13 protein-coding genes and 3 pseudogenes are annotated in these 13,785 nt (G+C 68.1%); 5 read left to right on the forward strand and 11 right to left on the reverse strand.

Features of this window, described 5'->3' with window-relative positions; all coding sequences use genetic code 11:
• The 6 genes and pseudogenes from AC27LF_RS38580 to AC27LF_RS38605 form a co-directional block, all read right to left on the reverse strand.
• Positions 1 to 147 (reverse strand): helix-turn-helix domain-containing protein (locus AC27LF_RS38580; RefSeq protein WP_479663920.1); only part of this gene is annotated, 147 nt, incomplete at its 3' end.
• 205 nt (positions 148 to 352) lie between these two features.
• Positions 353 to 1,231, reverse strand: a pseudogene (locus tag AC27LF_RS38585) (IS701 family transposase); the annotation flags it as partial.
• Entirely contained in the window at positions 1,232 to 2,971 is a 1,740-nt protein-coding gene (gene ltrA, locus AC27LF_RS38590; protein WP_479663918.1) for a group II intron reverse transcriptase/maturase, read from the reverse strand.
• Positions 2,972 to 3,638: 667 nt separating this feature from the next.
• Positions 3,639 to 3,734, reverse strand: a pseudogene (locus AC27LF_RS38595) (transposase); the annotation flags it as partial.
• Positions 3,735 to 4,559: 825 nt separating this feature from the next.
• Complete coding sequence (locus AC27LF_RS38600) at positions 4,560 to 5,840, reverse strand: metal-dependent hydrolase family protein (RefSeq protein WP_479663917.1); 1,281 nt, start codon at positions 5,838 to 5,840, stop codon at positions 4,560 to 4,562.
• Positions 5,837 to 6,895, reverse strand: a complete 1,059-nt coding sequence (locus tag AC27LF_RS38605) for an aminotransferase class V-fold PLP-dependent enzyme (RefSeq protein WP_479663916.1) — start codon at positions 6,893 to 6,895, stop codon at positions 5,837 to 5,839. Before AC27LF_RS38605 ends, AC27LF_RS38600 begins: the two co-directional genes overlap by 4 nt.
• A 289-nt stretch (positions 6,896 to 7,184) precedes the next feature.
• Here AC27LF_RS38605 and AC27LF_RS38610 point away from each other — a divergent pair, with 289 nt between their 5' ends.
• From AC27LF_RS38610 to AC27LF_RS38620, 3 genes are all read left to right on the forward strand, one after another.
• Complete coding sequence (locus AC27LF_RS38610) at positions 7,185 to 7,427, forward strand: DUF3311 domain-containing protein (RefSeq protein WP_479663915.1); 243 nt, start codon at positions 7,185 to 7,187, stop codon at positions 7,425 to 7,427.
• 16 nt (positions 7,428 to 7,443) lie between these two features.
• Positions 7,444 to 8,943, forward strand: a complete 1,500-nt coding sequence (locus AC27LF_RS38615) for a sodium:solute symporter family protein (protein ID WP_487231292.1) — start codon at positions 7,444 to 7,446, stop codon at positions 8,941 to 8,943.
• Positions 8,944 to 9,025: 82 nt separating this feature from the next.
• On the forward strand, positions 9,026 to 9,562 hold the full coding sequence (locus AC27LF_RS38620) for a helix-turn-helix domain-containing protein (protein WP_479663913.1): 537 nt from the start codon (positions 9,026 to 9,028) through the stop codon (positions 9,560 to 9,562).
• A gap of 145 nt (positions 9,563 to 9,707) precedes the next feature.
• Here the strand turns inward: AC27LF_RS38620 and AC27LF_RS38625 are convergent.
• Positions 9,708 to 9,987, reverse strand: a pseudogene (locus AC27LF_RS38625) (NF041680 family putative transposase); the annotation flags it as partial.
• Positions 9,988 to 10,090: 103 nt separating this feature from the next.
• On the opposite strand from AC27LF_RS38625, the gene AC27LF_RS38630 reads away from it, so the two are divergent.
• Both AC27LF_RS38630 and AC27LF_RS38635 read left to right on the forward strand, forming a co-directional pair.
• The gene (locus AC27LF_RS38630; RefSeq protein WP_479663912.1) at positions 10,091 to 10,468 is read left to right on the forward strand and encodes a DUF4259 domain-containing protein; all 378 of its coding nucleotides are present in this window, start codon (positions 10,091 to 10,093) and stop codon (positions 10,466 to 10,468) included.
• A gap of 74 nt (positions 10,469 to 10,542) precedes the next feature.
• Positions 10,543 to 10,920 (forward strand): hypothetical protein, encoded by a 378-nt coding sequence (locus AC27LF_RS38635; protein ID WP_479663911.1) that lies wholly within the window; start codon positions 10,543 to 10,545, stop codon positions 10,918 to 10,920.
• An 88-nt stretch (positions 10,921 to 11,008) separates the two neighbouring features.
• On the opposite strand, the gene AC27LF_RS38640 is transcribed toward AC27LF_RS38635, so the two are convergent.
• The 4 genes from AC27LF_RS38640 to AC27LF_RS38655 form a co-directional block, all read right to left on the reverse strand.
• Positions 11,009 to 11,599, reverse strand: coding sequence for a hypothetical protein (locus tag AC27LF_RS38640; RefSeq protein ID WP_479663910.1), 591 nt, complete (start codon positions 11,597 to 11,599; stop codon positions 11,009 to 11,011).
• A 32-nt stretch (positions 11,600 to 11,631) separates the two neighbouring features.
• Positions 11,632 to 12,030, reverse strand: a complete 399-nt coding sequence (locus tag AC27LF_RS38645) for a hypothetical protein (protein ID WP_479663909.1) — start codon at positions 12,028 to 12,030, stop codon at positions 11,632 to 11,634.
• The gene (locus tag AC27LF_RS38650; RefSeq protein ID WP_479663908.1) at positions 11,987 to 12,820 is read right to left on the reverse strand and encodes a hypothetical protein; all 834 of its coding nucleotides are present in this window, start codon (positions 12,818 to 12,820) and stop codon (positions 11,987 to 11,989) included. Before AC27LF_RS38650 ends, AC27LF_RS38645 begins: the two co-directional genes overlap by 44 nt.
• Before the next feature lie 592 nt (positions 12,821 to 13,412).
• Complete coding sequence (locus AC27LF_RS38655) at positions 13,413 to 13,649, reverse strand: hypothetical protein (RefSeq protein WP_479663907.1); 237 nt, start codon at positions 13,647 to 13,649, stop codon at positions 13,413 to 13,415.
• Between the last annotated feature and the right edge of the window lie 136 nt (positions 13,650 to 13,785).

Below are 13,785 nucleotides of genomic sequence, written 5' to 3' on the forward strand. Positions count from 1 at the left end.
ACGGGTGTACTTCGGCGGCCGGTCGGTGTTCAGGGCCTTCTTCACGGTGTTCTTCGAGATGCCCAGGTGCCGGGCGACAGCCCGGACCGGCATGCCCTCAGCGCGGTGCAGCCTGCGGATCTCTGCCCAGTCCTCCACGCGGATCACCCTCTCCTCCTGACTCCCTGTCAGAAGTCAGAATGGTCAGAAGATCACGGAGTGGGTCACTTTTGATCCGCCGTTCGTGAGCCAGTTTTCAGGCGTCGCCGACACGTGCGGCACCGCCGCAGATAGTGACAGCGGCGGGCCACTGCTTCGCGTCGGCGGCGCCAGTTCGACCAGCTCAGCGCGTGGTGTCGGCCTCGGTGCCCGCTCAGGTGCGGGGGCCGGGCACGACAAGCTGCCAGGAGTCGCCGAACCTCCGCCACTTGAGCCCGATGGCCCCGGCCGTCCCGCCTGTGCCGCCCCTTTTTCCCACGGCTGGTGTGCCGTTGCCGCCAGGAAGGCGTGCGCGAGCATGGCCAGAGTGGTCCAGGCCGCATTCGTTCTTCGCGGCCTGGAAGCATTCCTCGATCGCCCAGCGTGCCCCGGCGACCCGCACCAGCTCCTGGACGGTGACCTGAAGGGGTGCGTAGGCGAGGTAGCAGGCGATCTCCTCGGGCCTGCTGATGCTGCGCCGGGCCAGCGCCCGGCGCATCCGGTGGGGAACCTCGCCCTGACAGTCGAACTCGGCGAGGGCTGGCAGCCGCACCGCTGCCCAGTGGTAGACACGGGGCCCCTTCGCGCCGTCGCCGCAGGAGATCTTCTCCCATGCCTCGTCCGGGGCCTGCGCGAACAAGCCCTCGATTCGTGAACAGCCCACGCTGAACTGGGACTTGGGGACGGCCAGTACGTAGCCGGCACCCGGCTGTTCCAGCAGCCGGCGGAACCGGTTGTCCTGCCCGTAGGCGGAATCCGCGGTGACCCAAGTGATGGGAAGCGGCGAGGCGAGGGCCCGCAGCACCATGTGCCGGGCCAGTTCGCCCTTGGTGGCGAACTCCCGCTCGTCGGGGACCCTTGCGGTGCGGCAGCGTTCCCTGTCCTCGGTCCAGGACTTCGGGAGGTAGAGCTCGCGGTCGACCAGAGCCCGGCCGCGGGCGGAGGCGTAGGCGGCGAAGAGTCGGGTAGGACCGCCGCATTGCTGCGGCGGTCCCCCCTCAGAACCGGCCGTGCGGGCTTTCCCCGCAGCTCGGCTCAGGCAAGCCCTGAAGCCTCACAGACATGCAGCGCGGCAGGCCGCGTGGATGAGACGGAGCTGCACCCCGTCCGACGTGTCGATCCCACGGTAGGTGATCTTCCTCGCGGTGATCGCCTGGCGGGTGCCCCGCAGCCACTGTTCCCACTCGGTGGGGCTGGACGGCGGGTCATCGGCGTGCAGAAGCGGGCACCGGCAGATCAGACATTGCCCTTTCTGCGCCTGGAGCAGACGCAGGGTGGCGCGGTCGATCGGTGGTGGCGGGCTGGTGCGGCGCCGTTCGGCCCAGTAGGTGGCCAGGGCGGGGTCGTCCGGGGACGCCGCGCCGTGGACCATCTGGTGTCGGACGATCTTCGTCCAGGCGAATTTCAGCAGGTAGGCGCCGCTGTCACGGTCACCGAACACCCACTGGTCCTGCCGGGACTTGTTGAACGTGCCGTAGTACCGGGCGGTGACCCAGTGCCGGGGCTTGTTCGTGTGAGCGCGGGTCGCCCACTTGTAGGTGAGCTTCCACATGTAGTCGTCCAGCGCGGTGAAGACCTCGCTGGCGACCACGCTCCGGTAGTAGGCGGACCATCCCCGGATGATCGGGTTGAGCCGTTGCAGCACCGCAGCAACATTGGCCCCGCGAAGGGACCGCACTTCGGCGCGCAGCCTGTTCCGGATCCGTCTGACGGCCTCGCGGCTCGGCTTGATCAGCAGCTTGCCGTGATAGCGGCGGATGGTGAAGCCCAGGAAGTCACAGCCCTCTTCGAGGTGGACGACGCGCGTCTTGTCCTCGTTGAAGACCAGCCCTCTCGGCTTCAGCCACTCGGCAAGCCTCGCTTTGACCTGTTCGGCCTGTTCCCGTGAATGGCACAGGGCGACAAGATCGTCGGCGTATCTCACCAGCAGCGGGGAGCCCGGCATGGTGTCACCGGCACGGCGTCCGGTCTGCCGGTACTGGACTCCCGCAGCCGTCTCCATCCCGTGCAGAGCGATATTCAAGAGCACCGGGCTGATCACGCCGCCTTGTGGAGTCCCCTCCTCGGTCGGTGTGAACCGACCCTCCTCGACCACACCCGCTCGCAGCCACTGCTCGACCCGTTCCCGTGCGGGGAACGTACCGAGTTGCTGGAGAAGGTGGTCATGGTCGATTCGGTCGAACGCCGCTGCCAGGTCCGCGTCCAGTACCCACCGGCGGCGGGCTCTGCTGCCCTTGACCGTCCAGTAGATCGCCGCGATCGCGTCCTGACAGCCACGGCCGGGCCGGAAGCCGTACGACTTCGGCTCGAACCGCGCTTCCCACTCCGGTTCCAGTGCCTGGGAGACCCGGGCTTGCTCCACCCGGTCCAGGATCATGGGAATGCCGAGCGGGCGTCTCCTGCCGCCTGGCTTGGGGATGTACACCCTTTTGACCGGCCGGGCCGTGCCTGGGCTGATCCGGTGCTGGACCCGGTGGGCCAGTTCCGCCTTGCCCGAGGCGGTCAGGACAACCTGACCGTCGATCCCGGCCGTCTTGCGTCCTGCGTTGATCTCCGTGACCCGCCGCACGCTGAGCAGCGTGTTAGCGCGGGAGCGGAGCATCAGTTTCTGCAAGTTGCGGACCTTTTTGAGGTCCCCTGCCTGCGATGCCGTGAAGATTCTCTGCCGCAGTCGCCGTACTGACTCCTCCTGGGCCTGCCAGTCGATGGCCTCCCAGTCGGGTGGAGCGTCCTCCGGTCCGTTCACCGGGACGGTGCTGGTCGCGGCCGGATCGGCAGCGGGTATGACCGTCACGGTGCCTAACTTGCCCTTCGGTTCCGGTTCCTGTCCGACAGCGTTCTTCACAGGCTCACCCGGCCCACGTCAGCACCCTTTCGGGTCCGGGCATGCACCCGTATCCGGCCAGTTATGCGGGACTCGGCGGAGGTGCCGATGCCTGTCCCGGTTTCCTGTTGCCTTTCGGCGGCCGGCATTGGCTTCCTGGGCCGTCCTGCACCCGCTGGGGAGCTGGGCCTCCCTTACGGTCGGCTGACCAGACCAACAGGTCTGGACCCCAACGGGGTTGTCGCGTTCCACACGTGTGAGATGCGACCGGGGTGGGCGCCCTCATTACCCCGGGGCGGTGGTGTCCTCCCGGCCGACTCGGTGTCTTCGACCGGCACCCGCCGCTTCTCAGCGGCCAGCCCTGCACCCCGCTGTTGCTACCCATCTGCGAGGCTTGCCATCACGGAGCATCGTTGAGGGTTCAGTGAGCTTCACCCGTCCGGTCTTCCCCTTGCCTGTGACCCCCGGATGGAACGGGAGTCCTTGGGCTTCTTCCCCGAGCTTCGCACCCCGCCGTTACCAGCGACGCACGCCGGGGAGGGGACGGGCCTTGGACACGGGCCCGGGTTACGTCATCGGCATCAGGCCGACCTCCTCCCTACGTAACCACTCACAGCGTGCGACCTCGCGTCGCACCGCCGATCTGGCAGTTCTCGGTCCGTCCGGCAGTTCCGGAGTACTGACGCTGGACCCCGGCTGAGGTGATGCCCTTCTTGATGAACCCGGTGTCGTCGTCCAGTTCGAGGTCCCACTGCGCGGCGGCAGACTCGGTGATCACCCTCGGAGGCCGCCCCGTCGCTGTCACTACCTGCGGCGGTGTCGCACGATCGAGGGGCGGTCTCCGTGAGACCGCCCCCGCACGATCGACGTCCCGCTACACTCCCGCCACCCGGAGAAAGACCAGGTCAGACAGCGAAATCCTGCTGGAGTACTAGCCGTCGGAGCCGTGCTAGTGCCGACCGGTGTGCCTGTCCGTCTATGGCGAATCCTGCACGGAACCGGGGCGGAGCAGTTCCCGCAGGTCTTTGAAACCGTCGCCGAAGCCGAAACCACCCTCGACGACTGAGACACGGGCGCGCCTTCGCGACGCGGCTCACGTCGGCGCATGCCCCGCGGTGTCAGATCTCGAAGAACGCGAACCAGCCTCGCTGGCCCGGGACCGGTCAACCCAGGAGAACAATTCCGTTCGACGACCCTGTGCACGGTCAAGAGCAACGGGTTTCATCACAGCTTCTCACCCCGACCGGCGACCGTGCCCCGGAGCGGTCCGGGGTTGCACCGGACCGGGCGGTCGTCAGGCCCCTCATCAGCGGTCAAGCGGTGCCCCGAGGCCCGACGACAACCCCCAGGTCATGCGCACAACAGGGGGCAAACGACCACACCGGACCCGGGGGCCAGGCGCCCAGTTACGGGGCCACGAGAAAGGTAACTGTGATAGTCGAGGTGCGGCCCGGGTTGGGCTGCTGTCAGGCTCGGCGTCGACGTTCCGGCACGACGCACAAGGTAATTGGCGGCTCGTCAGAGCTTGCGGGGGGAGCGGACTTGCACGGGCGGGTGCTTACTGTCCGGTGTCGTGACGGCCTGCACCGACCTCTAGCTTGCGCCGGATTCGGGCGCGCGATTCGGCGTCACCGGTATGAAGGGCGGTATCGCGGATCGGGTGGGGGCGGCCGGCGGCCATGACGAACCTCGGCTTGTGGAGGCCGGCGATGCTCTGGGTGGGGTCGCCGTCGACAGCGATCAGGTCGGCGCTCAGGCCGGGCGACACTCGCCCGGTGACGTCTTTGAGGCCGCAGACTTCGGCGGCGACATCGGTGGCGCTGGCGAGCACCTGGCGGGGGGACATTCCGGCGTCGGCGAAGACCTCCAGGCAGTCGGCATAGCGTTCGAAGTGGACGAGCGGGATGCCGGCGTCGGTGCCGGCGACCACGACGGCATCCAGGGCGATGAGCTTTTGAAGGTTGCCGATGACGGACTCTCGTTCGTCCCATGGACACATGTAGTGCTCGGCGGTACAGACGGTGTTCATGGCGGGGCTGATGGCAATGCCCTGCTCGACGATCATCGCGGCGATGCGGGGGTCGAACTGGGTACCGGTCCGGGTGACCCAGCCGCAGTGTTCGATGCAGTCGATACCGGCCAGGACGGCCCGTTCGATGCCTTCGGTGCCCAACGCGTGAGTGGTCACCGGAAGGCCGGCTGCGTGCGCTTCGGTGATGAGAGCGCTCAACTCGTCGACGGTGTAGCGGGCTTCGGAGGGATGACTGCCGGGTGTCATGAACCCGCCCGTGGTCATCACCTTGATCAGGTCGACGCCTTGTTCGGCGTGGTGGCGTACCTGTGCTCGCATCTCGTCGATGCCGTCGGCGATGCCGCCCATGGCCCAGGCATGGCCTCCTGTGACGGTGATCGGTGCGTTCGCCACCAGCATCCGGGGTGTGGCGTGGGGCAGCGTGGTGAGCAGGTCCCGTATCTCGGTTCCCAGGGTGCCGGGTGTGCCAAGGTCGCGGGCGGTGGTGACGCCACCGTCGAGCAGCCGCTGCGCGTTGGTGACCATGAGCTGCCGCATCGCCTCATGGTCGGAGGACATCTCGGTGAGGACGGTGTCGGAGTCCGGGTCCAGGCACAGGTGTACGTGGCAGTCGATGAAGCCGGGCATGATGGTGGTGTCGCCGAGGTCGGTGACGTTCTCGGCGGTGCTCACCCAGGCCGGCGCCGAGCTGCGGGGGCCGGCGTAGGTGATGGTGTCGTCCTCGACGCACACCATGGCGTCGTGGATCAGCGGCGCGGCGGAGTCGGTCAGAAGCCTGGTGGCCGCAAGGACGGTACGGGTGGTCACGACTGCCTCCGGTAACCCTGGATCGCCGCGCACAGGCGGTCGATGTCGTCGCTGGTGTTGTAGTAGTGGAAGGCGACGCGCAGGTTCGACCCGCGCGGGGAGGTGACGATCCGGCGTGTGGCCAGGAACGCAGCCAGAGCCTCCGGGTCGGTGTCGGCTATCGCGACCTGGGGGCCGGGGCGGGCGCCGGGGGCCGGCACGCTCAGTGTCTCGCCCGCCTCGGTCAGACGGGCACCGGTCTCGGCGACCAGCTTCTCGATGTGGGCCCACCGAGTGATCGGGTCGACCTGGTTGAGCGTTTCGATTCCGGCCCGTGCCGCGTACACCGAGGGGACGGCCAGCGTACCGGACTCGAAGCGGCGGGCCTCTGTGGGGTATTCGAGGTTGGTGGGATCAAAGTTGAACGGGTTCGGGCGGCCGAACCAGCCGGTCATCCGGGGCGGGTTCTCGTCCGTGACGCCCGACCGGGCGAAGAGTACGGCGATCCCGGCGAGACCCAGCATGTATTTCAGGGTGCCGGCGATGAGGTAGTCGCAGTCGATCTCGGCAACGTCGATGGGGACCACGCCGGCTGCCTGGTAGGCATCGACCATCACGCGGGCCCCGACCGCACGTGCGTGTTTGGCGATCTCGTTGACCGGTTGGAGGGATCCGTTCGTATACAACGCCAGCGGCACCGACACCAGCCGGGTGCTGTCGTCGATCTGGGCGCGGTATGCCTCGACCACGCCGAGTGTCTGCATGGCATCCTGGCTGACCCACCGCACTTCGCCGGGCCCAGGACGCTGGGCGTGCAGCACCTGGCCGATGCTGGGAAACTCCGCAGCCATGGAGACGATCACCCCGCCGCCTGAGAAGTTCACCGCGTTGGCCACCTGGAACGCGCCGTGCGATGCGGAGGGCACGAGGGCGATCTCGCTGGTGGATGCGTTGAGGAAGCCCGCCGTCACCTCGCGCAGTCGCTCGATCTCAACCATCCACGCTTCCCACGGCGCGCCCTGGTCCCGCATCGCGTAGGCCATCTCTGCCAGCGCCGTGGTGACACGTGCGGACACGGCGCCCTGGCTACAGGAAGCCAGGTGCGTGGTGTCGGCCAAGCTGGGGAACTGTGCTCGGAACCGGTCGGGATCCATAGGGTCTCCTCCGTGTGAACAACGCCTCACGTCTGTTAGTCACAGTGAACACGCGTCAGTGTGACTACGCAATACCGGGGAAAAGAATCTACTTCCGCAGGGTTGACGGCGCGGTGCGCGTCACTGACATTGATGCGAGTTCATTCCGGCTGAAGGCGAAGGGAACACTCGCCCAAAGCCGGGTCAAGGCCCTTGCGCCGATCGGAGCAGCATGTCTAGACCAACAACTGCGGCAGTCGGGCGCCGCCCCCGGCGCCGCTGGCACTGGCTCTTGCTGGCCATCCCGCCAATGTGGTGCATCGGTTCGGTCCCCCTGGCCAACCGCGTCGACTACGTCTTCGGCTCGATCCCGTTTCTGCTGGTCTGGATGACCCTCGGCGTCCTGGCCGGGTCCGGCGCCATCGCTGCCGTCTACTGCGTCGACCGCTCTCGCGGCGACATGGGCCGGGTGTGAGGAGCACGAGATGGCTATGATCCTCACCTTCGTGATCGCGATCGGCTCCATCGTGTGGGGCACCGTGGCGGCCGCTCGCGGCCGGACCATGAACCTGCAGGAATGGTCCGTTGGCGGCCGACGCTTTGGCACCCTGCTGTTCTGGTTCCTGCTTGTCGGGGAGACCTTCACCACGTCCGCGTTGCTGGGTTCCTCTCAGGCTGTGTTCAGCAACGGCGCGCCCGGCTTCTACAGTCTCGGCACCGTGGTCCTGACCGCCACGGTCGGCTACTGGATGGTGCCGAAGATCTGGCGGGCGGGTAAGCGACGCGGGCTGGTGACCATGGCCGACTACTTCACCGCCCGGTTCGAAGCACCCTGGTTCGGTGGTCTGGTGGCCGTCTTCGGCATCGTCGCGCTGCTGCTCTACGGTCAGCTGCAGCTGACCGGTCTGAGTCTCATCCTGGCCACCCTGTTCGGCACCGGGGTGCCGTCCGTCGCCTATGTCGTGGCCGGCGGTGTTCTGGTGGCCGCGTTCGTCCTGGTCGGAGGCATGCGCAGCGCCGCCTATACGTCGATCGTCAAAGACATTCTGCTGGTGGCGGTCCTGCTCGTGATCGCCGCCGGTGCGGCGAAAGCAGCCGGTGCCGACGGCCTCCTGGGCATCTTCGACGGCGTCAAGCGGACTCACCCCGCCGCAGCCACTCTCCCGGGCATCCACGGCGGCGCCGCAACGAACACCTGGTGGTGGACCAGCTTCCTGCTCCTCGTCCCGCTGGGCGCCTTCGCCCTGCCCCATGCGTTCCAGGTGTCCTACAGTGCCAAGGACGTGACCACGATCCGCCGCAACCAGGTGATCCAGCCCCTGTACTCCCTGTTCTACGTCCTGATCATCATCATCGCGTACGCCTCGCTGCTCGCGCTGCCGGATCTGGCCGGCAAGCAGGCCAACCAGTCGCTACTCGTGTTCGTGCAGGAGAAGTACCCGGACTGGGTCGTCGGAATTCTCGGAGGCGCGGGCATTCTCATTGCACTCGTACCCACCGCGGTACTCATGGTGGCAGCCAGCAGCCTGTTCAGCCGGAACGTGATCGGAGCCGTATCTCAGCGCTGGTCGTCGTCGCTGTCGCTGACCCGGGCCGGCCTCATCGTGTTCACTGCACTGTCGGTGCTGCTGGCCGCCGGCAGCAATGCCACCTTGCTGACGATCATGACGAGTGTGTACAGCGCCGTCGGCCAGCTGGCGCCCGCTTTGTTCCTGTCCATGCTGTGGCGGCGGGTCACCGCGGCGGGGCTGGCCGCCGGCGCGATCTGCGGCGGGCTGGTCGTCGCCGTTCCCGACCTGAGCACGGTCGTGCTGCACGCCGTGCCCTCTGGAATGGTCATCGGTCTGCCTGCCCTCGTCATCAATCTCATCGTGACGGTCGCGGTGACCATGGTCACCGCGCCTCCCTCGGACACCGCGATCGACGTCGGGACCGGAGATGAGATGACCAAGGACCCCGAGAAGGCGACCGAGGTCAGCCTCGCCGGATGACCTGAGAGGTGTGCGGGCTTCGGCCGCGTGCTCGGGCAGGAGCCCAAGGCACGCGGCCGAGGCCGTACTGGATAATGGCGTGGTGGCCGTGACAAGGATTCGTGAATATCGCAACCTCAAGGGCATGACCGTCCGGGAACTCGCTGACCGCGCCGGCGTCTCCACGGGCCTGATCAGCCAGGTTGAACGTGGCGTAACCGACCCCAGCCTCGAGACGATGCGCCGGATCGCAGAAGCCCTCGATGTCCCCCTGTTCAATCTGTTCCAGGACGGCGACCAGCAGACGGTCGCGGTCATCCGCCGCGAGGACCGGTACCGGATCTCCTCGCCACACCACGCCATCACTTACACCCGTGCCTCGCCCGGAGGAGCCAGACTAGAGGTCCTCGAAGGGGTACTCGAACCCGGAGCCGCCTCCTCGCAGACTCTCCGGACGCACCCGTCGGAGGAGTGCGCCGTCGTCCTCACCGGCCGGCTCACAGTCCAGGTAGGCGACCAGACCCACGTTCTCAAGGCGGGCGACAGTTGCCACTTCGACTCGAACATCCCTCACCGCTTCGTCAACGACGGCAGAAGCAGCGTGCGCTTCATGCTCAGCATCACGCCACCCAGCTACTGACCCTCCCGCGCAGGCGCGGCGACCGTATCGGTGCAGGTCGGACTGTGACGTAGCCGATGGGGTGCCGCTCCGGCCCCGGCACTCGCCCGGCCGGCTCCAGATCGGGCATCGATGCACCGGCGCTCTCCGGCAAGACCACTGTGGTGACCTCCAGCCGGATCAACGCGCCCTCGATAACGGGGAGTTCGCCATCGTGGTCGATCCAGGCGAGCGGGTGGTGAGCCGGGGACGGATACGGTCCCAGACCATCGTCCGCGCGGTCCCGTAGCGGTCGGTGACCTGCGCGGTCGCTGCGTCCGGCTCACCCCATGTGTCCGCCTGGCGAAGCGGAACTCCTGGCGGAAGATGTCAGCCCGGCTGTCCCAAGGCCACTGGATTCCCGCGACAAGCCGAGGACCTGGGCCCCGGCGGCACCTCCCACACCGGTTCAGGATTTTCCGGCCTCGCCTGCCGCACCTCCGTGCGGCCCGGTTGTCAGTACACGCTGATACAACTCTTGCGAACGACCCGGCGAGCAGAGGAGATCCCGTGGGCGACTGGGGAACTGGCAACTTCGAGAACGACACGGCCGCAGACCACCTGTCGATCCTCACGGACCGGCTCATCACCGAGGTCGCGGAAGCGATGGCGGGCGACCCGGTCGGGATCGAACCCGACGAGTATTGGGGAGTCGCGGTGCCGGCCAATTTGGAGTTGCTGAGCCTCCTGGCGCGGCAGGGTTACGTAGGGGCGTCACTGCCTGAGGCTGATGTGGTCGAGGGGTGGAAGAAGACGTACATGGCGGTGTGGGAGGGCTACATCGACGAGTTGGAGGTCTCCTCGGGTTACAAGGACGAGCGACGCGCAGTCCTGATCCGTACTTTCGACGAGCTGGCCGCGCTCCAGAGGAAGGAGAACTCGGACTGAGGCCTGCCCTGGAACGGACACTCACACGGCGGCCTCGGCGGCGTTGTGGCACGCTGCACGGCGGTGACCCGGAAGTGCCGGTCCTCCACCACGAGACCATCCTGGTTCTGGCCGAACTCAGCTTTCATTTCACCGACGGGTCGATCACCACAGTGGAGGCCGAGGCCGAGGCCACGTTCATGAAGAGCGCTTTCGCCGGGGCTTCAGTTGGCGACTGGGCGTTCTGGTGGGCGGAGTTGAGCAGGCGAGTCGGCGGGCGTGATCGCAGCGCCGGCGAGACGGTCCTGCGGGCGGGGACCTCGGTGACCTCTTCTTTCTGTGGTGGCGTCGAGCAGCCTCAGCTCGGCCGAGAGCACCCAGAGCTGCACCAGGCCGATGGCCCATCCGGTTATGGCCGAGAACCGGATGATGACGAACAGGAATGCCTGCCCGAGCAGCAGGTCCACGAGTAGCGATGCGCGCGGCAGCCACCGCCGGATCTGTCCGCATTCGGTAACAAGGCAACTGGACGTAGCCACACCGGTGTTCACGCCGTGCCCGTCAGGGTGCAACGGCACCGGCTGCCGCGGCGCAGGAAAGGCCCTTGAGAACCGGGGTCAGACGCAGCGTCCTGCCACACGTCGGAGCGCCCGGGAGAACGACGTACGGCAGGTGCGCTTCGCGCGGGTCGCGGGCGGTGCGCTGGCGGACGACGTCGACGTAGGACTGGGAGCCGAAGCCGCGGACCACCAGGACCGGGATGCCGTAGTCGGCGAGCCAGCCGGTGAGCAGCTGGCGCAGGGTGTCCTTCTCCGCCGCCACGTACAGGGCGTGCTCCTGGCCGCGGGTGCGGTCCAGAGCGAACCAGTCGACGGCTTCGCGCAGGAAGGCGCCCGCGTCGGGCCAGGCAGGCGGCACGTGGACCTCGCGCAGGGTGTCGACCAGGTCCGGGAAGCGGCCCTCGCGGCGGGCCTGGGCGAGCCGGGAGGACAGCCGCAGGTACATCGACGGCGTATGCGGCAGCACGCCTTCGGAGACGAGCCGGTACATCACCTGGCGCAGCGTGACGCCGCCCTCGTAGCTCTCCACGATCTGCCTGGCCCGGTCCACGACGGCCGGCCAGTGCAGCCGCTCACCCGCCATGCGGTACATGTACCCCTTCGCGTCCGGCCGGGCCGCCCGGTTCAGATGCCGCCGCCGGCGACAGCCGCGCGGAACTCCTGCGTCATCAGCGGCACCGAACTGCGCTGCACCGGCACCGGGCCCGGTTCGCCCCAGACCTTGTGGAGCGCCGCGCGCGGCTTGTCGTTCATCGCCTCTTCGACCACGGCCCGGAACTCGTCGGGGACCTCGCGCGTGTCCTGGACGGCGACCATGGTGCCGTTGCGGGTGCCGATCCACCCGATGGTGGTGACCTTCCAGCCGAGCTGCTTGGCCGCCTTGCGCATCGCAGCCCGGATCAGCTCCACCCCGCCCAGCCCCACGGCCTCCTCGTCACCGAGGTTCACCTGGTAGTAGCCGCCGTATCCACCAGCACCCTCAGGGCAGGCCCGGCGCAGCAGTGGAACGAGTGCATCGGCCATGACGATGCAGCGCGGGTCCTTCGCGTACGACGGCACCAGAGGGCTCCTTCAGCGCGGTGCGGGCAGGTGGGGGAGCAGCGTAGTGAGATCCCTGCGGACGCGTGCGGCCAGGACGGCCGGGTCGTTCGCGGTCCACTGGTGGGCGACGGCGACCGTGTCGGCTCCTCTGGAACGCGAGGAGCTCTTGTCGGGGAAGGCGCCGCCGGTTACCCGGGCGGTGAAGGTCGCAGGCCCCGGTGGGCGCGGCAGGAACAGCAGCGGGTGGTGCGGGGTGAAGTCGAAGTGACCGAGACGGGCGGCGGGCTCTTCGTCGAACAGCTGCCTGCGGCTCGGTCCACAGCCCGACGCTGACCACCAGCCAGGTGTGGGGGCGGTCCGGGTCGTTGCACAGCCACAGGTCGAACGTGCCGACCAGCAGGCGTTCCTCCCACTTCCATACCTTGGCCCGCGGGTCGAGGTCGGCGGCGCCGTCGATGCGCAGCGGCATGAGCGCCTGCTCGAAGGGGGTGATGACGTCGGCGTACGCCTCGCGCATGGCTGTGCTGGCGGCGTGGTCAATGGTGCGTTCCCGGTCAGGAGCGATCTCCCAGGGCAGCTGGTCGGGCAGCTGCGCGCGGAGGTACTGGTGCAGCTGGTCGACGGCAGCGGGGATGCCGGCCTCGGTGCGGCGGGCGTGTTCGGCCTGCGGCAGGCGTACCCACCAGGCGTAGTACGGGACGTCCTCGCCGTAGGTGTCGTCGTCGCAGCAGTCCTCGTACACGCAGCCCAGTTGGGCGGCGAGTTCCGTCATCGGCTTCCGGGTGCGCTCCGCCAGGTCCGGCAGCTGCTCTGCCCCTCGAAAGGAGTCTGGACACGCCCTTCCGGGTCATCCGCGGTCAGTCGCCACACCACCCAGTCGAAGTCCTCCCACTCCTTCACCTGCTCGCCGCTCCCAGCCACTGCCGGCCCCCTCTGCCTCGCCCGGTGGTGGTGGCCAGTACACCAGGACCCCAGTCACAGCAGGGGCCGTTCAGTGGTCCCGGCCCCGGACGGGCGACGCAAGCCACACCGTGCCCTCCCTCAACGAGGCCGCCGCGCCACCGGCGGCCAGGCGCGGCGGTCTCGCCGACGCGCAAACAGCGTGAGCGCGCCCCGATCCCCGGCGCGGCCGCACCGCCCGCCCCGCGCGTCCCTTCTCCTTCACTCCAGCCAAGGGACATGGGCGAAGGCGGCCGTAACGGGGATGTCAGCGGGCCGACCACAGAAACCTGGTGGTGACCCGCAAGGACACGAAGACGGTTCACCGGGTCGCGCAACCGCAGGTGCAACCCGATGGCGCAACCGTAGGTGCAACCCTTGCCGCAACCCGGCTCCTGGCGGCGCGCGGCACCCAGACGGGGGCCTCACGCGGCCCGGGCCGGTTCCCGGGTGCGGGCCAGCTGCCGCAACTCGGTACGCGCCGCCGGCACCGAGCAGGCGGTGTTCCAGTACGGGTGCCACCACAGCCGTACGGACAGGCGCAGCAGGCGGCGGCGCAGGGCGGTGGTGTCACTGCGATGAGGCGCGGCGAGCGCGGCGTAGGTGGCGTTCCAGACGTCTTGCGTCTGCACCAGGTCATCGGGGAAGTCAGTGGCGTTCACACCAAGTATTAGATCGCTTGTTCGAGTTCCTTGTCATCCCGGACATGCCGCCGCCTGTCCGACCACTGTGGTCGGGGCTGCGCGCGACGCGACTGGAGGCATGCTTGGCCTCGCGGCCGGGGTTCATGGTCGCCCC

This window comes from Streptomyces diversicolor (assembly GCF_057537855.1).